The 16,198-nt window shown below is 58.4% G+C and carries 17 protein-coding genes, 1 tRNA gene and 1 riboswitch; of the genes, 7 read left to right on the top strand and 11 right to left on the bottom strand.

The window, feature by feature from the left end; all coding sequences use genetic code 11:
• Nucleotides 1-9 precede the first annotated feature (9 nt).
• From rstB to G5229_RS11800, 4 genes are all read left to right on the top strand, one after another.
• Nucleotides 10-1,335 carry a two-component system sensor histidine kinase RstB gene (gene rstB / locus G5229_RS11815; protein WP_421172596.1) on the top strand — a complete coding sequence of 442 codons (1,326 nt, stop codon included), beginning with the start codon at nucleotides 10-12 and terminating at the stop codon, nucleotides 1,333-1,335.
• A 54-nt stretch (nucleotides 1,336-1,389) separates the two neighbouring features.
• Entirely contained in the window at nucleotides 1,390-1,572 is a 183-nt protein-coding gene (locus G5229_RS11810; protein ID WP_076494658.1) for a hypothetical protein, read from the top strand.
• A gap of 153 nt (nucleotides 1,573-1,725) precedes the next feature.
• Nucleotides 1,726-4,275 carry a bifunctional lysylphosphatidylglycerol flippase/synthetase MprF gene (mprF, locus tag G5229_RS11805; protein WP_421209166.1) on the top strand — a complete coding sequence of 850 codons (2,550 nt, stop codon included), beginning with the start codon at nucleotides 1,726-1,728 and terminating at the stop codon, nucleotides 4,273-4,275.
• An 11-nt stretch (nucleotides 4,276-4,286) separates the two neighbouring features.
• Nucleotides 4,287-5,009 (top strand): AcvB/VirJ family lysyl-phosphatidylglycerol hydrolase, encoded by a 723-nt coding sequence (locus tag G5229_RS11800; RefSeq protein WP_421209165.1) that lies wholly within the window; start codon nucleotides 4,287-4,289, stop codon nucleotides 5,007-5,009.
• A gap of 294 nt (nucleotides 5,010-5,303) precedes the next feature.
• Here the strand turns inward: G5229_RS11800 and G5229_RS11795 are convergent.
• Nucleotides 5,304-5,391: transfer RNA gene (locus G5229_RS11795), tRNA-Ser, on the bottom strand.
• A gap of 134 nt (nucleotides 5,392-5,525) precedes the next feature.
• Nucleotides 5,526-5,981 (bottom strand): YbjN domain-containing protein, encoded by a 456-nt coding sequence (locus tag G5229_RS11790; protein ID WP_005337119.1) that lies wholly within the window; start codon nucleotides 5,979-5,981, stop codon nucleotides 5,526-5,528.
• A gap of 158 nt (nucleotides 5,982-6,139) precedes the next feature.
• Between G5229_RS11790 and G5229_RS11785 the strand changes: the two genes are divergently transcribed.
• On the top strand, nucleotides 6,140-7,477 hold the full coding sequence (locus G5229_RS11785; RefSeq protein ID WP_216953395.1) for a flavohemoglobin expression-modulating QEGLA motif protein: 1,338 nt from the start codon (nucleotides 6,140-6,142) through the stop codon (nucleotides 7,475-7,477).
• Nucleotides 7,478-7,557: 80 nt separating this feature from the next.
• Here the strand turns inward: G5229_RS11785 and G5229_RS11780 are convergent, their stop codons facing one another.
• Nucleotides 7,558-8,139: a thymidine kinase gene (locus G5229_RS11780; protein WP_005337121.1), complete on the bottom strand. Its 582-nt coding sequence runs from the start codon at nucleotides 8,137-8,139 to the stop codon at nucleotides 7,558-7,560.
• A 91-nt stretch (nucleotides 8,140-8,230) separates the two neighbouring features.
• The gene (locus G5229_RS11775) at nucleotides 8,231-9,811 is read right to left on the bottom strand and encodes a Na+/H+ antiporter NhaC family protein (RefSeq protein WP_421206536.1); all 1,581 of its coding nucleotides are present in this window, start codon (nucleotides 9,809-9,811) and stop codon (nucleotides 8,231-8,233) included.
• Nucleotides 9,812-9,899: 88 nt separating this feature from the next.
• A riboswitch (Lysine riboswitch) is annotated at nucleotides 9,900-10,071 on the bottom strand.
• Between the two features lie 302 nt (nucleotides 10,072-10,373).
• Here G5229_RS11775 and G5229_RS11770 point away from each other — a divergent pair.
• Nucleotides 10,374-10,778 carry an H-NS family nucleoid-associated regulatory protein gene (locus tag G5229_RS11770; RefSeq protein ID WP_279490670.1) on the top strand — a complete coding sequence of 135 codons (405 nt, stop codon included), beginning with the start codon at nucleotides 10,374-10,376 and terminating at the stop codon, nucleotides 10,776-10,778.
• Nucleotides 10,779-10,847: 69 nt separating this feature from the next.
• On the opposite strand, the gene G5229_RS11765 is transcribed toward G5229_RS11770, so the two are convergent.
• The 5 genes from G5229_RS11765 to G5229_RS11745 form a co-directional block, all read right to left on the bottom strand.
• The gene (locus tag G5229_RS11765; protein WP_106844486.1) at nucleotides 10,848-11,423 is read right to left on the bottom strand and encodes a cob(I)yrinic acid a,c-diamide adenosyltransferase; all 576 of its coding nucleotides are present in this window, start codon (nucleotides 11,421-11,423) and stop codon (nucleotides 10,848-10,850) included.
• Complete coding sequence (locus G5229_RS11760) at nucleotides 11,420-11,650, bottom strand: DUF3820 family protein (RefSeq protein ID WP_005337126.1); 231 nt, start codon at nucleotides 11,648-11,650, stop codon at nucleotides 11,420-11,422. Before G5229_RS11760 ends, G5229_RS11765 begins: the two co-directional genes overlap by 4 nt.
• Nucleotide 11,651: 1 nt before the next feature.
• A complete protein-coding gene (queE, locus tag G5229_RS11755) occupies nucleotides 11,652-12,323 on the bottom strand; it encodes a 7-carboxy-7-deazaguanine synthase QueE (RefSeq protein WP_421206539.1) in 672 nt (223 codons plus the stop codon).
• A 61-nt stretch (nucleotides 12,324-12,384) separates the two neighbouring features.
• A complete protein-coding gene (gene queC / locus G5229_RS11750) occupies nucleotides 12,385-13,092 on the bottom strand; it encodes a 7-cyano-7-deazaguanine synthase QueC (protein WP_421209164.1) in 708 nt (235 codons plus the stop codon).
• Nucleotides 13,093-13,112: 20 nt separating this feature from the next.
• Nucleotides 13,113-13,736, bottom strand: a complete 624-nt coding sequence (locus G5229_RS11745) for a tRNA-uridine aminocarboxypropyltransferase (RefSeq protein WP_421206541.1) — start codon at nucleotides 13,734-13,736, stop codon at nucleotides 13,113-13,115.
• On the opposite strand from G5229_RS11745, the gene rrtA reads away from it, so the two are divergent.
• The gene (gene rrtA, locus G5229_RS11740; RefSeq protein ID WP_270657478.1) at nucleotides 13,735-14,328 is read left to right on the top strand and encodes a rhombosortase; all 594 of its coding nucleotides are present in this window, start codon (nucleotides 13,735-13,737) and stop codon (nucleotides 14,326-14,328) included. The genes G5229_RS11745 and rrtA overlap by 2 nt on opposite strands.
• On the opposite strand, the gene pyrF is transcribed toward rrtA, so the two are convergent.
• Nucleotides 14,303-15,004 carry an orotidine-5'-phosphate decarboxylase gene (gene pyrF / locus G5229_RS11735; protein WP_042083286.1) on the bottom strand — a complete coding sequence of 234 codons (702 nt, stop codon included), beginning with the start codon at nucleotides 15,002-15,004 and terminating at the stop codon, nucleotides 14,303-14,305. The two genes, rrtA and pyrF, sit on opposite strands and share 26 nt — an antisense overlap.
• An 18-nt stretch (nucleotides 15,005-15,022) precedes the next feature.
• A complete protein-coding gene (gene lapB, locus G5229_RS11730) occupies nucleotides 15,023-16,189 on the bottom strand; it encodes a lipopolysaccharide assembly protein LapB (protein WP_005346478.1) in 1,167 nt (388 codons plus the stop codon).
• Nucleotides 16,190-16,198: the final 9 nt, after the last annotated feature.

Raw genomic sequence — 16,198 nt, 5'->3', positions numbered from 1 at the left:
AGCACCGCCATGCGCCGCCTCTTTATCCAGTTCTATCTGTTGTTGATCGGCTGTTTCACGCTGGCCATCCTGCTGGTTGGCGTGGTCTATCAGGTGACCGCCGAACGGGCGGGTGATCGCTATCTCGAACGCATGATGCAGGGCTCTCTTGGCCTGTTGACCGGCGAGTTGGCAAGAACTCCACCCGAGCGCTGGCCCGATCGACTGGCCGAGCAGAGCAGTCAGTTTACCCTCCCCCTCAAGATCGGCGAGCTGACACGCCAGCCCTTGGCCAGCGAGGATCAGGCCTTTCTGGCCGCCGGCAACATTGTCATCGTCGAGGAGGATGACACCTTCCTGCAGCGCATCCCCGATACCGATCGGGTGCTGATTGTCGGCCCTGTCCCCTACCTCTCCTACCTGCATGAGCTGCACTGGGTCGATGTAGGGCTGTTGCTGGTGATCGGCCTATCCCTCGGCCTGCCCATCCTTCTGTGGTTGCGTCCCCACTGGCGCGGCTTGCAGCAGTTGGAGCAAACCGCACGTCGCGTAGGCGATGGGGATCTCTCCTGCCGAACCAATCTGCCACCGGGCAGCAGTCTGGCCCGGGTGGGGCTTACCTTCGATCAGATGACCGCCCAGCTGCAAGCCATGCTCACCAGTCGCAAGCAGCTGACCGATGCCATCGCCCATGAGCTGCGTACCCCGCTGGTCAGATTGCGCTATCGGCTTGCCATGCTCGATCCTGCCCCTGCCGCAGAAGAGCAGCGAGCACTGGAGCGGGATCTGGGCGCGCTGGACTCGCTTATCGAAGAGATGCTGACCTACGCCAAGCTGGACAGGCCGGAGCTTCCGCTGCAGCGGGATGAACTGGAGCTCGGCAGTTGGGCAGAGCATCACCTCGGCGACTGGCAAGCGTTGCGGCCGGAGAAACATCTGACCCTCGCTCTGCCTCCCATCAAGATGCCCTGGTGCGGCGATCAGCGTCTGCTGACGCGCGCGGTGGAGAACCTCATCGGCAATGCCCTGCGCTACGCCGAGAGGGAGGTTACCCTCTCCATCTCGCGGCTGCAGGAGAACTATTTGCTGGAGGTGAGCGACGATGGGCCGGGGATCGATCCGGCGCTGGCGCCCCAGATCTTCGAGCCGTTCGTGCGTCTTGATCAGAGTCGGGATCGCCGCACCGGCGGCACCGGGCTGGGGCTCGCCATTGTGCGCAGCATAGCGCTCCACCATGGTGGTGATGTGGCATTGCTTCCCGCCGCCAAGGGAGCCCGCTTCTGCCTCACCCTGCCTGTACATTTGGATACAAACCGTCACCAACCGCTCACTGAAGGGCCGCTGCTACCGTCATAGGATGACTGTCATGGAGAACGCTCCATAACATCAACCCGAATAAGGAAATTGAACATGAAAAAGATCATTCCTCTGACCCTGGCAGCCGTCTTCGCCCTCACTTCCGGTTTCACCATGGCGGCCACCCCGACCAAGACAGCCACACCGCAGGCGACCCAGACCAAGGTGGTGAAAAAACACCATAAAACCACTCACGCCAAGACTCCTGCCGTCAAAGTCGCGCCGAAAACCAAGTGATCCAACCGGTCACTGGATATCACAGAGGGAGGCTGACGCCTCCCTTTCCATCTCTTCCCGAAATTTTCCTGACGAGCGCCTCCCTCGTCCAAACCGGATCCACGACCCGGCTCCCCCTTTGCGGGAAACGGTCAATGACCACAGGAACATGGCATGTGGCGTCATCTGCTTAAATGGCTCGGCCCCTTGTGCAGCTTGCTGCTGCTCGGCACCGCACTGACCGTGCTGTATCACCTGACTCAGGCATGGCACTGGCACGATATTCGTGTGGCCATCTGGTCCCAACCCCTGCCGCGACTGGCGGGCGCCCTGCTGCTGACCCTGCTCAGTTATGGTTGCCTCTGCAGCTATGACATGCTGGCGCTCCATGCGCTGGGCAAGCGCCTTCCATGGCAACAGGTCAGCATTACCTCCTTTATCGCCTACACCTTCTCCAACACCCTGGGATTTGCCCTGCTGACCGGCACCTCGGTACGCTATCGCCTTTACTCCGCACTGGGGCTCGCCACCGGGGAAGTGGCACGCGTGGTGCTGTTCTGCTCCATCACCTTCTTCCTCGGCCTGCTAGCGTGGGGAGGTGGCGCCCTACTGACCTGCGATGCATCACAGTTGCTGCCTGACTGGCCGCAATGGGCAGATACCTTGCTCAATCTGGCTGGCGCTATGGCGCTGCTGTTGGTGGCCTGCTACCTCTGCTGGCCCGCCCCACATCTCTCTTTGCGGAAACACACCCTGACCCTGCCGGGCTTTCGGATACGTCTGTTGCAACTGCTAGTCGCGCTGGCCGACTGGATGGCCGCCGCCGCCGTGCTGTTTGTGCTGTTGCCTGCAGATAGCGTCCCCTACCCTGTGCTGCTCAGTGCCTTCGTGCTGGCCAGCTTCCTCGGGGTACTGGCCCACGTGCCGGGCGGGATCGGCGTGTTCGAAGCAAGTATGAGCCTGCTGCTGGCCCACTACCTGCCGGCCGACAAGCTGCTCGCCTCGCTGCTACTCTACCGCTGCATCTATTATCTGCTTCCCTTTCTCTGTGCCCTGCTGCTCTTTGCGAGTCAGGCGATGCTGCAACAAAAAGCGCGCTGGCAGCGGCTACAGGGGCTGATGAGCGCGGTGCGCGAATTTCTGCCTGCCCTTATCAGCATGGGCACCTTTGCCGCCGGCAGCCTGCTGCTCTGCTCGGGGATGATCCCGACCATGCGCAGCCACATCGAAGTGTGGTTGCAGGTGCTGCCGCTCCATCTGCTGGAGCTCTCCCACGTGCTCGGCAGCGTGAGCGGTATCCTCCTGATCCTGCTGGCGCGCAGCCTCTACCGCCGTCACGACGCCGCGTTTCGCATCACCCAGCTGCTGCTGGCACTGGGTGTCGCCTTCTCCCTGCTCAAGGGCGGAGACTGGGAGTCAGCCCTGCTGCTCGGCAGCTTCCTGCTCATCATGACTCCCTGCAGCGCCCTCTTCTATCGCAAGGGATCGCTGCTCTATCCCCAGTACACCCCGGGCTGGCTCATCTCGGTCGGCGCCGTGCTGCTGGGAGCACTGTGGCTGCTGCTCTTCTCCTATCGTCAGGTTGAGTATGACCACGCCCTCTGGTTCCACTTCTCGCCCCACGGCGGGGCTGCCCGCGGCCTGCGCGCCATGGGGAGCGTGGTGGCAGTGCTGGCCGTGGCCGGGGCTGCCCAGCTGCTTGCGCCGCTGCGCGTGGTCGGTGAAAAACCGGACAAGGAGACGCTGGCGCGCGCTCACGAGCTGGTGGTTCGCGAAGGGGGGATCCACGGTTATCTGGCCCAGCTGCAGGACAAGTCCCTGCTATTCCACCCCGCCGGCGACGCCTTCCTGATGTATGGCATCGAGGGCAACAGCTGGATTGTGATGGGGGATCCCGTCGGTCGCCCCGAGCAGATCGAAGAGCTGCTCTGGCAATTTCGCGAGCGATGCGACGAGCACGACGCCAATCCGGTCTTTTATCAGGTCTCGGCCCGCTATCTTCCGCTCTATCTGGAGCTGGGGCTGATCCCCTTCAAGCTCGGTGAAGAGGCGATGGTCGATCTGGCCACCTTCGATCTGGCTGGCAGCCGGCTGCGCAACCTGCGCCAGAGCCACGCCAAGGGCAAACGGGAAGGGTTGACCTTCGAGGTGGTCGAGGCAAGCGCCGTGGCCCCCCTGCTGCCTAGGTTGCAGACCGTCTCCGATACTTGGCTGCAGAGCAAAATGGGCAAGGAGAAGGGTTTCTCGGTCGGCCGTTTCGAGCCTGACTACCTGACCTTGAGCCCGGCTGCGCTGGTGTGGCACGAGGGGCAGATCGTCGGCTTTGCCAACCTCTGGGTGAGCGATAACAAGGAGATGCTCTCCATCGATCTGATGCGCTACAGCCTGGATACCGGCACCGCCCCCATCATGGATTTTCTCTTTGTCGAACTGCTGCTGTGGGGCAAGGCGCAAGGGTACGCCAGCTTCAATCTGGGGATGGCCCCCATGTCCGGCTTCAACGATCACCCGCTCAACAGCTACTGGGCCCGCCTTGGCAATACCCTGTTTGTGCGTGGCAGCCGTTTTTACAACTTTCAGGGGCTCAGACGCTACAAGGAGAAATTTTCGCCCCGCTGGGAACCCCGCTACCTGCTCTGCAGCAGCAAGCTGGTACTGCCCAGAACCCTGACTCACCTGATCACCCTGATTAGCCGCGGCCCGCTAGGGCTGATCAAGAAATAGGAGGATGGCCAATGAGAGCCCTGATATTGCTGTTACTCAGTCTCGTACTGCCCGTTTCATCTTTTGCGGCGCACGCCGCCCCGGTCAAGGATGACCTGAGCCTGATTGAGCTGCCGGTCAAGCAGTCATCCGACACCCCCATGGTGATCTTTCTCAGCGGCGATGGTGGCTGGGCGGCCCTCGACAAGGGGCTGAGCGCCCAGTTTCAGCTGAACGGCATGCCGGTCGTGGGCTGGAGCTCCCTCACCTACTACTGGAAGAAGAAAACCCCGGAGCAGGTGACCGCCGATCTGGAGCGGATCCTCAATGATTACCAGACTCGCTGGCAGCGCCCTCACTGGCTGCTGGTAGGCTTCTCGTTTGGTGCCGAGATTGTCCCCTTCGTCATCAACCGGTTGCCGGAGCACTATCGTCAGGGGCTGGTCGGGGCCGTGATGCTCTCCCCCTCCACCAGCTCGGACTTCGAGATCCACGTCAGCGATATGCTGACCCACAAGGCCCGCAGCTACCCGACCGAACCGCAGGTGAAGACCATCCGCGATCTGCCGATGCTCTGCCTGCAAGGTGCCGATGATGATGACGGCGACCGCCTCTGCCCCCGTCTCAACCAACCCAACGTCACCAGCGTCACCCTGCCGGGAGGACACCATTTTGACGATAACTACCCCCAGCTCTATCAGGCCATCACCAAGCATCTGAACCTGCCCCCGGATCCGCTGACTGTGGAGCATTAACCGGTATCACCACGGTATGCCTTTCAAGTGCCGAGCAGAGCAAATCAGCGAGCAATGAAAAGGGCCTCTCTTTCGAGAGGCCCTTTTACTGAATTGGGCGGAAACTTTAAAAGGATCGACCAATGGGTTGGCCGTGGCGTCAAGGTCACCGAGGCATTTCACTGCGATTGCCCAAGCGGCTTAGCCAGATGCAGCGCTATTAAGAATGAAGATTTGCATTCCTATGCCAGCAACCACGCGGGGATTGCGCCAGAAAGCAAAAAGCCCTGATGTTTCCATCGGGGCTTTGCAATGTGGCGGTGAGGGAGGGATTCGAACCCTCGATACGTTGCCGTATACACACTTTCCAGGCGTGCTCCTTCAGCCACTCGGACACCTCACCAAATTTTGGTCTGTGGTTTAACGTGTTCAGCCAACACGGTGTTCGCTGCGCTGTTGCGCTGGAACGGGGCGTAATTTAGGGGAAAGCCCCGCCCGCGTCAACGGCTTTTTTCACCTGGCGAACCGTTCGAACACTTAATGCACAGATTCCGGTGCAACCTGGATTTCCGGCAGGTTGAGGAAGCCGGAACGTTCGCATTCGGCAACCAGTTCGTGGGTGGCAGCGATGGTGCTTTGCACGAACAGCAGGAACTGCTCGACGCTGAGTCCGGCCTTGGTAAAGACGGTGTGCCCGACCACCAGCCGCGGCAGGTTGTCATCGATGATATCGAGGAACACCTTGAGGGAGGGGTACTGCATATTGAGTCGGCCCAGTTCGGCAACCAGCGGCAGCATTGCGGAGGGGCGCACTTCCAGCTCGGAGGAGAACAGCAGGCCTTCCTCTTCCACGAAGATCCGGCTCTCCTGAATACCATCGACCGACTGCAAAGAGACAATGTGGATACCGTGACACTGGTCGCAGACATAGTGCTCGATACGAGCCTGTTGCAACCAACGCATTATCATTTCGGAGCTGGGGATATTCATCATTTCCACGACAAGATTGGGATCAAGGGGCGCAGTCTAAACCAATTTGCTATCAACAAAAAGCACGCCAACCCAATAACCCTGCGGCTCGCTTCTTTTTGGCAAGCGCTATGCATATACTCAGCCAAATCCACGACGACGCTTGCCCCACAGGGGGCCCCATGACTATCCAAGAAAAGTATCGCCTTCATCTGAAATCACTCTCGGATGAGCTGCTCACCCTGCAAAAACCCATCCGCATTCTGGATGCCATCAAATGGCCACGCCATCTGCAGGATCGCTTTCTGGCAAGCGGTGGCAGGGAGCTGCCCGCTATCGACAGGCACTTCTATGATGCCCTCCCCCTCGGCTTCGATCCGCGCAACAAGTATCTGGAACTCAAGGAGCTGCGGGACAGGATCCGCAGAAAACTGGGGCCACAGGACGATCTTGGCCGGATCCTGCAAGAGACGGTCGATCAGTACATGGTGGTGATCGAGATGCTGCGCCAGCGCGGCCAACCCGATTTTCAGCGTTACAGCCAGCTGCTTTATGGCTCTGCCAGCGATCACCTGCGCGGGGATCGCAAGACTCTCAAGGAGCTGGGCGCCCGCCTGTGCGATATCTTCTCCCTGCCCGGCGCCCGCCATCTGGTGCGCCCCTACCCCAAGGAGTTCGAAGGAGAGGCCGCGGTCGCCAAACTGCAGGGCAAGCTGTCGAGCTACTTCAGTGACGGCACTGTGCAGGTGAAGCTGAGCGATGGGATTGTCTCCGATGCCGCTGCCGGTGGCGACTACATCAAGCTCAACTCCCACGCCCGTTTCTCCGAGCTGGACTTGCAGGTGCTGGAGGTGCACGAGGGGTGGGTCCATGTCGGCACCACCCTCAACGGTCGCCAGCAGCCCTATGCCACTTGGCTGAGCGCCGGTTCACCGCGGATCACCGCCTGTCAGGAGGGGCTGGCTGTCCTGATAGAGACCCTCACCTTCAGCTCCTTTCCGGATCGGGCCAAGCGCATCTCCGATCGGGTGATGGCCATCGACATGGCCGAGCGCGGCGCCGATTTTATCGAGGTGTTTAAGCACTTCGTACAGCAGGGCACCAGCGAGCACGACGCCTACAAGATCACCCAGCGGGTCTTTCGTGGCGGCATGGTGGGCGGCGGCGCCTGTTTTACCAAGGATCTCTCCTACGTGCGTGGCTATGTGGAGACGGTCAACTTTATCCGCAGCGCCGTGCTGGAAGGGGTGCCCGAGATCCTGCCAATGCTGTTTGTCGGCAAGGTGACGCTTGATGATATTCCGGTACTCTATCAACACTATCTGGAGGGGCTGATTGCCGCCCCCCGCTATTTGCCGCCGATGTTTCGCGATCTCACCGGCCTCTATGTCTGGTTCGGTTTTGCCTCCGGCATGTCGCTGGTGGATATCGGCCGGGTACAGCACCATTTTCGCCAGCTATTTCAACGCCTGCCGGTGGCCGACCCCATCATTGCGCCGGTGGATATCGAGATAGACTGAACCACAGCGATACAAGTTGGGGAAAATAAAAAGGGCGCCAGATGGACGCCCTTCTCGACGATTCAAATATCGCAGCCGAATTACTTGTAGGCCCGACCTTCCAGATAGTGTTTGCGGCACAGTGACACATAGCGATCGTTGCCACCGATCTCCACCTGCTCGCCATCACGCATCACCTGACCCGCCTCGTTGACCCGGGAGTTCATGTGAGCCTTGTTGCCGCACCAGCAGATGCTCTTCAGCTCTTCAAACTTGTCGGCCAGACAGAGCAGATGGTATGAGCCCGGGAACAGCTCGCCGCGAAAATCGGTCTTGAGGCCATAGGCCATCACCGGAATATCCTGCTCATCGACGATGCGGGCCAGCTGGTAGACCTGCTCACGGGTCAGGAACTGGGCCTCGTCCACGATAAAGACATCGATATGTTTCTTCGCATGACGCTCTTTCACCATTTCAAACAGATCACAGCTGTCGCTGAACACGTCCACCTTCAGTTCAAGACCTACCCGGGCACTGATCACCCCGACCCCGAAACGGTCATCGATGGCTGGCGTCATCGCCAGAGGATGCATGCCCCGCTCCAGATAGTTGAAGTGCGCCTGAATGAGCTGGGTGGATTTGCCTGAATTCATGGTGGCAAATTTGTAGTGCAGTGAAGCCATGATACTGTTCCGAAACTGAATTTATGGGGCGCATGCTAACCAAAGCCCCTGACAAAACCAAGGGGCCCGCGGGCCCCTTGCTCTATAAATGTTACGCGGTGGCCAGCGCTGGCCGCGCTTTGGCCTTTTTCAGGTGATAGCTGGTAAAGAGCACAAACCAGAGGGCACTGACACTGAAACCGGCCAGGCTGGAGTGCATCAAGCCCATCGCCAGGTAACCGATGGCCGCACCGAAGGCAATGGCCAGTGCATAAGGCAGCTGGGTCATCACGTGATCGATGTGATGGCAACCGGCACCGGTGGCAGAGAGGATGCTGGTGCTGGAGATGGGCGAGCTATGATCCCCGAACACCGAGCCAGCCAGTACCGCGGCCAGCATCGGCAACATCAGGCTGATGTCGCTGGCGGCAGCCATGTCGCCGGCCAGTGGCAGCATGATGCCGAAGGTTCCCCAGCTGGTGCCGGTGGCAAACGCCATAGCACAGGAGAGGATAAAGACCACGGCAGGCAGCACTTCGATCGGCAGGTTGCCGTTAGCCAGCGAAGCCAGGTACTTGCCAGTCTCCACATCACGCACCACGGCACCTATGGTCCAGGCGAACAGCAGGATGTTGATAGCCGGCAGCATGGCCATGACGCCTTGTGGCGCGGCCTTGATCCAGTTCTTGGCACCCAGCTTCAGACGCATCGCCAGACCGATGGAGACCACCAGACTGCACAGGGCACCGTAGACCAGCGAAGAGCCGACGTTGGTGTTTTCGAACGAGCCGAGCACGCTGAACGGCAGCCCTTTCTCGCTCAGCACCGCAGCACCGGAATCAATCATGAAATAGATGGTGGCCGCAGTCAGGGTCAGGATCGGCAATACCATGTCGATCATGCCGCCGTTGCTCTCTTCCGGGCTCTCCATATCCAGACCGATGGGGCGGCCCTTGGACTCATCCCACAGCTTGCCTTCCAGCGCCCACGCTTCGTGTTGACGCATCGGGCCGATATCGAGCTGACAGGCGATCACCACCAGCACCATGATCAGGGTGAAGACGGCGTAAAGGTTCATCGGGATCATCTCGACAAACGCCGCGATGGGGCTCTGTTCGGTCAGACCGTGTGCAGCCATGATGCCGCCAACCAGGGCGATGATATAAGCCCCCCAGGAGGAGATGGGCATCAGCACGCAGACCGGCGCCGCGGTGGAGTCCAGCAGATAGGCCAGTTTGGCACGAGAGATCTGGAAGCGGTCGGTCACCGGACGGCAGATGGCCCCCACCGACAGGCTGTGGAAGAAGTCATCGATAAAGAAGGCAAACACCATCATGCCAGTCAGGGCTTTGGCGCCCTTGCGGGTCTTGGCACGACGCTCGGCCCACTCGGCAAAGGCACGGGTCGCCCCGGAGACGCTCATCAGGCTGATGAGGCCACCCAGCAGCAGCATAAACAGGATCATGTTGACATTGTCACGATTGAGCGCGCCATCGACCCAGAAGATCTTGAGCACGGTATTCAACATGTAATGCAGGGATTCGAGGGGTGAAAACTGATTGAGCAGCAAACTGCCGGTGACGATGCCCACACCAAGGGACAGCAGCACGCGGCGGGTCATGATCGCCAGCGCGACAGCCAACAGGGGGGGAAGAACGGACCAACCGGAGTCGGCGAAATGACTAATGTCCATGATCTCTTTGCACCTAAAGATTACAGGTGGAGATCTACCGAGAGGATCTAAAGAAACAAAACCTATGGGGAGGTTATACTCCTCAGCCCCTTCAGGTAGCGCTCCATAGTGGATGACTATGGCAGTCCTGCACCTATTAGATGCAGAACCAGCAGCCCGGTATGATGGCCTGGCCACTTCGGCGCTGACTCCTTTCCTTGTGCATCACAGGCATCACCCTCCGCACAAATACTCATAGGCAGCGCGCCTCTACTTAAAGGTATTCGCCGCACATTTTATCGAGATGGCAGCTTATAGCAAGTTTTTTGATTAAATAATCATAATAAACAAATCAAGGTCGGAAAATGGTAGTCAAATGATGCAACAACGCCAACTTTGACGCTATTTTCACCTACTGCGGCTTCATTGGCATCCAATCACCAAGCCTATTGCAGGCCATATTAAATATCTGTATTGATGTTCCCCACGGATATAATATTTAACCCGGCTTGACTTATTTAAATCACCAAGCAAGAATCAGCTGGAACATAATATTTTTCTCTGACTCGACGTGGTAACTCCTATGAATGAATTTTTAAAGGTACTGCTTAATATCCGCAGTCTGCGTGCGACCTGCCGCGAGCTTTCTCTGGAACAACTGGAAGAGGCACTGGAAAAACTCTCTACTATCGTTGCTGAACGTCAGCAAGATGAAGCTGCCGAGCGTCAGGCCCGTGAAGAGCATCTGCGGAAAATTAACGAATATAGCGAAATGCTGAAAGCCGCCGGTATTGACCCGGCAGAATTGGTAAGCGCTGTCGCTACCAACCCCGGCAAATCAGAAAAAGGCAAGCGGGCGCCACGTCCGGCCAAATATCGCTATCAGGATAATGGCGTAGAGAAAACCTGGACCGGCCAGGGCCGTATGCCTTCGGTCATTGCCAGCGCAGTGGCAGCAGGCAAATCACTGGAAGACTTTGCTATCTGATCTCAATCTCGTTGCTAATAAAAAACCTCGCCAAGGCGAGGTTTTTTATTGCCGCTTAAACGTGAAATATCAGATAGCTGATTGCGGGCGATCTGCTGCCTTGACCCACAGCACTTCACGCTCCCCTGCCACACAGATGAGATAGCGGGCAACGGTAAAGAACCAGTCACTCATCCGGTTCAGATAGGGCAGCACCTCGGGATTGACCCGCTCTTCCCGGCTCAATGTCAGCAGCAAGCGCTCGCAATGACGCACCAGAGTGCGCACCACATGCGCTTGCGCCGCAGCACGGGAACCACCGGGCAATATAAATTGGCGCAGCGGTGGCAATGGCTCACTATAACGATCTATCTGCTGTTCAAGGCGAGTTGTCCAAGCGGCATTAACCTGCCAAATCGATTCATTCTGGGCGTCGCTGGAGAATGCCAACTCGCCCCCCAGATCAAACAACTCCTGTTGCAACAGCTGTAAATCAGCCAATAAGCCGACCTCTTGCGATGGGACGTCACAAATCAACAAACCAATATGGGAGTTGAGCTCATCGATATAACCGTAGGTCTCGACCCGCAAATGATCCTTGGGCAATGGGATACCATCGGCCAGCCGGGTCATGCCCTTGTCGCCCTGCCTCGTATATATTCTCATACCGACATCCTGTTAATAATGGGAATAATCATGGACTCGAGTCCATTGAGTTTGATTTCGTAAGCCAACGCTAGCGTCTGGCCCAATTTACCCGCCGGAAAACCGCTGCGCGCCATCCACACCAGATAGGGCTCGGGAATATCGATGATACGTCGACCCTGATATTTACCGTAAGGCATCTTGTTGGTCAGGGTCAGCAGTACCTGTTCGTCGGATAGCCAATCCATATTAATCGATATCCAGATATTTATGAGTCTGGATTGAGAGTCGCCAGTTACGCGCGATACAGGTATCCATCGCCAATTGGGTGGCCCGTGGTTTCTGGCTGATCGGCTGCAAGGCAATGACCACGTCCGGGCGCAGGGTAGCGGTAGCGAGCAGCGCATCCAGCTCTTCAATATGGTGCTCGGTGGCCACCGGATGCTTGATCTCGTTGGCCCGCTCCAGCGCCGAGACCAGCACAGGCAGCCCCCCTTTCATACCGATCTTGGGGGAGACGGTTACCCAAGTCTGCTCATGAGTCTTGATCTCGCTGGTGCCACTGGTTTCAATCTGCACCTGATAACCCGCCGCCAGTAATGCTGACGAGAGTTCGTGCAGATCGTAGAGGCAGGGTTCCCCACCGGTGATCACCACATGGCGTGCCTGATAACCCAGATCGCCAAAGCTCTTGATAATCTGCGCGGTGCTGAGTTGGCTCCAGCAATCGGATTCGTTGGAACCATCCAGTACCGCCGCCTTACCCACTTCACGAGCCGGATCAACAACCCAGGTATGACGGGTATCGCACCAGGGGCAGCCCACCGGGCAACCCTGCAGGCGAACAAAGATGGCGGGCAGGCCGGTAAAGATGCCCTCCCCCTGGATGGTCTGGAAAATCTCGTTGATTGGGTAGTGCATCTCGATCACGGCTTGTTGCAAAAGTCGCGGATTATACCCCAAGCCACGGCAAGACGCAGGCTCACTCTGCGCTTTTCTCGCCCAGCCCGGTTTTCTCAAACAGTCTGGCCATGATACCCGCCTTGTCGGCCAGATAGTTGTTCAGACCGCGACTGCGCAGTTCACACGCAGGACACGTGCCGCAACCGTCACCGGCAATGCCGTTGTAGCAGGTCAGGGTCTGCTGGCGCACCGTGTCGAGGTGACCATAGTGATCCGCCAGTGCCCAGGTTTCGGCCTTGTCGAGCCACATCAAGGGAGTTTCAAAACGGATGCCGCGATCCAGCCCCAGCGACACCGCCTGATTGAGGGCCTTGACAAACTCGTCACGGCAATCGGGATAGCCGGAGAAGTCGGTCTCGCAGACACCGGTGATCACCGCTTCGGCGCCCACCTGATAGGCATAGATGGAAGCCAGGGTCAGGAACAGGATATTGCGACCCGGCACGAAGGTGTTGGGTAGGCCATTATCCTGCAGCTCGCAGCTGACCGAGATGTCGTCACGGGTCAGGGCAGAGACCGCCAGCTCATTGAGCAGCGTCACATCCATCACCTTGTGGGCGGCGATCCCCAGAGCACTGCCCAGACGACGCGCGGTGTCGATCTCTTCCCGATGGCGCTGGCCATAGTCGAAGGTGATGGCGTGCACTTCATCATACCGGGCCAATGCCTGTACCAGACAGGTGGTGCTGTCCTGACCGCCACTGAAAACCACGACTGCTTTTTTCATCTTGATAACTCCTTGAATTGTCACGCGCGGCGGCCTTCGGCAAAGTCCTGCCACTGGGTATTCAACCGGTTAAACAGGGTCAGCAAGGGCGCATAGTGCTCCGGCCTCCCCTCCCACCGGGACAAGAGGTGATAGCCCGCCTCTATGGTAGAGAGGGCATCGGGAAAGGGTTTCTTTCGAATGGCATATTGACCGGCAATGGCACCAATGCCGATGCGGGGCAAGCGGGCCAGTGCCGGGTTGCTCTGCAACATGCGATAGGCTTTGCGCCAGGTGCCGTCAAGCAAGATAAAGGCGACGGATGCGGAGCCAGAGGATTCACTCTCCCACTGTTGGCGAAGATCGGTCAGCGAAATGGCATCCTCATCCGGCCAGAGCAAATAATAACGACGGGATTGGTCAGCCAGCAGCACATTGAGCCACTCATCGCGGGAAAAGTCCTCCCCCACATGGATCTCGCACTGTTGCAAAGAGGCCGCCAGCAGCGCGGCAGTCCCCTTGGGATGTGCCACCTCGTTGGGGTGCTGCAAGATGTAGAGGGGCGTGTGATTGTCAACCGGCACAATATAATCGCACAGGCAGGCTTTGAGGGCTCGGGTGCAACGTGTACAGTATCGACTGTTCTTGTCGTTGGACTGTTTCATGTTGTCAGACAAATCTGGATTGCTCTGGGTTATCACGCTCTCTCTCACCAGCTTGCTACTCTTCTTTACCGTTCCCAATCTTCAGCTCTCCTTCGATCGGCCCTTGATCGCCGGGGGCGAAGGGTGGCGGATCATAACAGGCAATCTGGCTCATACCAATCTGTGGCACCTGCTGCTCAATCTGGGCGGCCTCGCCATCCTCTATAGCCTGTTTCGCGACTATCTGGGTGGGGCTCACCTGCCGCTGCTGATGTTGCTGCTCTGGTTGGCAGTGGGCTTGGGGATCTGGTGGTGGTGCCCGCAGACCCAATGGTACATGGGGCTATCCGGCTCGCTGCATGGCCTGTTTGTCTGGGGGGCAATGCAGGATATTCGCCACGGACGCCGCACATCGGGCTGGCTACTGTTGGCAGGGATGGGACTCAAGCTGGCGATGGACTTCTACAACGCAGGAGAGAGCCCGATATCCACCCTGATCAATGCCAGGGTACACATCGGCTCTCATCTTATCGGGGCCGGTGCAGGCCTGTTGCTCGGCCTGCACCGCGTATCACTGAGTGAGCCTGTTACGCACCAGCCAGCTCGGCATTGATGCTGGCCAGCATGGCGGCCGGATCGGCAGCCTGCGTAATGGGGCGACCGATAACCAGATAATCGGACCCCGCCTCGACCGCCGCTTTCGGTGTCATCACCCGGCGCTGATCCCCGGCCGCTGAACCGGTCGGGCGAATACCCGGGGTCACCAGCTTGAAATCTTCGCCCAGCAAGGCTTTAAGCTCATGGGCCTCGTTGGCAGAGCAGACAACTCCATCCAAGCCGGATGTCTTGGTCAAGGTAGCCAGCCGGATCACCTGCTCGGCAGGGCTCACATCCAGACCAAGAGGGATCATGTCGGACTGCTCCATGCTGGTCAGTACGGTCACCCCGATCAACAATGGCGCCTTGTCGCCATAAGGCAGCAGCGCCTCTTTGGCGGCACGCATCATCCGCTCACCACCACTGGCATGCACGTTGACCATCCAGACACCGAGCTCGGCACTGGCTGCCACGGCTTTGGCAACGGTATTGGGAATATCGTGAAACTTCAGATCCAGAAAGACATCAAATCCCTTGGCCACCAGCTGGCGTACAAATTGCGGGCCAAACAGGGTAAACATCTCCTTGCCTACCTTGAGACGGCACTGGGCCGGAGAGATACGTTCAACGAACGCTAAGGCATCTGCCTCGTGCTGATAATCCAGCGCTACCAGTACTTTGGGATCTTGCATCTCACATCCTATTGCTTGTTATTCACCGTCCAGACCACGGATCGGCTTGATGGAACCCCACTGGCGACAAGACGGGCACTGCCAGAACAGCGAGTGAGTGGCAAAGCCGCACTGCCGACACTTGTGGGTTGACTTGATTTTGATCTGCTCGCCGACCAGCTGTTGCAGCAGTTCGAGGCTCTCCTTGGCAGGCCCCTCTTCCGCACTGGCCAGCTGAAAACCCACCAGCTGGTAAAAACCTTTCATCGACGGATGACGACGCAGCTGACGCAACACCAGCGAACGGGCCTGGCTCAGGCCATCACGCTCTTCAACCAGCTTGGCAAGGGCCAGGGTCACGCTGACACCGGCGTGATCTTCCACAGCCTTCTCAAGCAGCGGGATCAACGCAGGCGTGCGCCCCAACTGCTGATAGCACTCGAGCAATTTGGGCATTGCCTCGGAGGCAAAGTCGATATCCTGCTCGAACACCCGCAGCAGCTCCTTGCTGGCCTGCTCATACTCCCCCTCTGCCATGGCGAGCTCAGCGAGGCGCAAACTGGCTCGGGCACATGCCGGATTGATACTGAGCGCCCGTTTGAGCTTGGCTAGCCCCTCCCCTTTATTGCCCTCACGCAGCGCGATCTCGGCTTGCTCGCAATAGAAATGGGAGATGGGGTCGGCCAGCTTCTTGCCCTGGAATTTTTGCAGACGAACCGCCACATCGATGGCCTTATCCCAATCCCGCAACTGCTGATGGATGATCAACAGCTGTGCCAGCGCCGTCTCTTCATAGTCGCTGTCATCACACAGCTCATTCCAGAGCGCTTCCGCCCGGTCCAGCAGACCAGCAGCCAAAAAGTCGCGCGCAAGCTCCTGCAGAGCAAGCTGGCGCTGCTCCCGGGTCAGCTGGCGGGTTACCAGGTTCTGGTGGATCTTGATGGCACGATCTACCTCCCCACGCTGGCGAAACAGGTTGCCGAGGGAGAGGTGTGTTTCGATGGTTTCACTGTCCACCTCAAGCAGCTGGATAAAGAGATCCACCGCCTTGTCGGATTCATCGGACAGCAAATAGTTGAGGCCCGCCACATACTGGCGGGAAAACTGGTTACTCTGTTTTTGGGTGTCCTGGCGAACACTCCTGCGACCCATGTACCAGCCATAACCGGCGGCGATGGGCAACAGCAGGAAAAGCAGTTCAAGCATTGAGGAACA

Source organism: Aeromonas sp. 602396 (assembly GCF_049173735.1).
Classification (GTDB): Bacteria; Pseudomonadota; Gammaproteobacteria; order Enterobacterales; family Aeromonadaceae; genus Aeromonas; species Aeromonas veronii_A.
This window is presented reverse-complemented; position numbering and strand designations above follow the sequence as displayed.

Bases quoted from the DNA above. Each gene is read 5' to 3' on its own strand.
- G5229_RS11765 (WP_106844486.1), bottom strand. From the start codon at position 11,423: ATGAGAATATATACGAGGCAGGGCGACAAGGGCATGACCCGGCTGGCC.
- lapB (WP_005346478.1), bottom strand. From the start codon at position 16,189: ATGCTTGAACTGCTTTTCCTGCTGTTGCCCATCGCCGCCGGTTATGGC.
- G5229_RS11760 (WP_005337126.1), bottom strand. From the start codon at position 11,650: ATGGATTGGCTATCCGACGAACAGGTACTGCTGACCCTGACCAACAAG.
- pyrF (WP_042083286.1), bottom strand. From the start codon at position 15,004: ATGCAAGATCCCAAAGTACTGGTAGCGCTGGATTATCAGCACGAGGCA.
- G5229_RS11785 (WP_216953395.1), top strand. From the start codon at position 6,140: ATGACTATCCAAGAAAAGTATCGCCTTCATCTGAAATCACTCTCGGAT.
- G5229_RS11800 (WP_421209165.1), top strand. From the start codon at position 4,287: ATGAGAGCCCTGATATTGCTGTTACTCAGTCTCGTACTGCCCGTTTCA.
- G5229_RS11780 (WP_005337121.1), bottom strand. From the start codon at position 8,139: ATGGCTTCACTGCACTACAAATTTGCCACCATGAATTCAGGCAAATCC.
- rrtA (WP_270657478.1), top strand. From the start codon at position 13,735: ATGTTGTCAGACAAATCTGGATTGCTCTGGGTTATCACGCTCTCTCTC.
- queE (WP_421206539.1), bottom strand. From the start codon at position 12,323: ATGCACTACCCAATCAACGAGATTTTCCAGACCATCCAGGGGGAGGGC.
- G5229_RS11790 (WP_005337119.1), bottom strand. From the start codon at position 5,981: ATGATGAATATCCCCAGCTCCGAAATGATAATGCGTTGGTTGCAACAG.
- G5229_RS11770 (WP_279490670.1), top strand. From the start codon at position 10,374: ATGAATGAATTTTTAAAGGTACTGCTTAATATCCGCAGTCTGCGTGCG.
- rstB (WP_421172596.1), top strand. From the start codon at position 10: ATGCGCCGCCTCTTTATCCAGTTCTATCTGTTGTTGATCGGCTGTTTC.
- G5229_RS11810 (WP_076494658.1), top strand. From the start codon at position 1,390: ATGAAAAAGATCATTCCTCTGACCCTGGCAGCCGTCTTCGCCCTCACT.
- queC (WP_421209164.1), bottom strand. From the start codon at position 13,092: ATGAAAAAAGCAGTCGTGGTTTTCAGTGGCGGTCAGGACAGCACCACC.
- mprF (WP_421209166.1), top strand. From the start codon at position 1,726: ATGTGGCGTCATCTGCTTAAATGGCTCGGCCCCTTGTGCAGCTTGCTG.
- G5229_RS11745 (WP_421206541.1), bottom strand. From the start codon at position 13,736: ATGAAACAGTCCAACGACAAGAACAGTCGATACTGTACACGTTGCACC.
- G5229_RS11775 (WP_421206536.1), bottom strand. From the start codon at position 9,811: ATGGACATTAGTCATTTCGCCGACTCCGGTTGGTCCGTTCTTCCCCCC.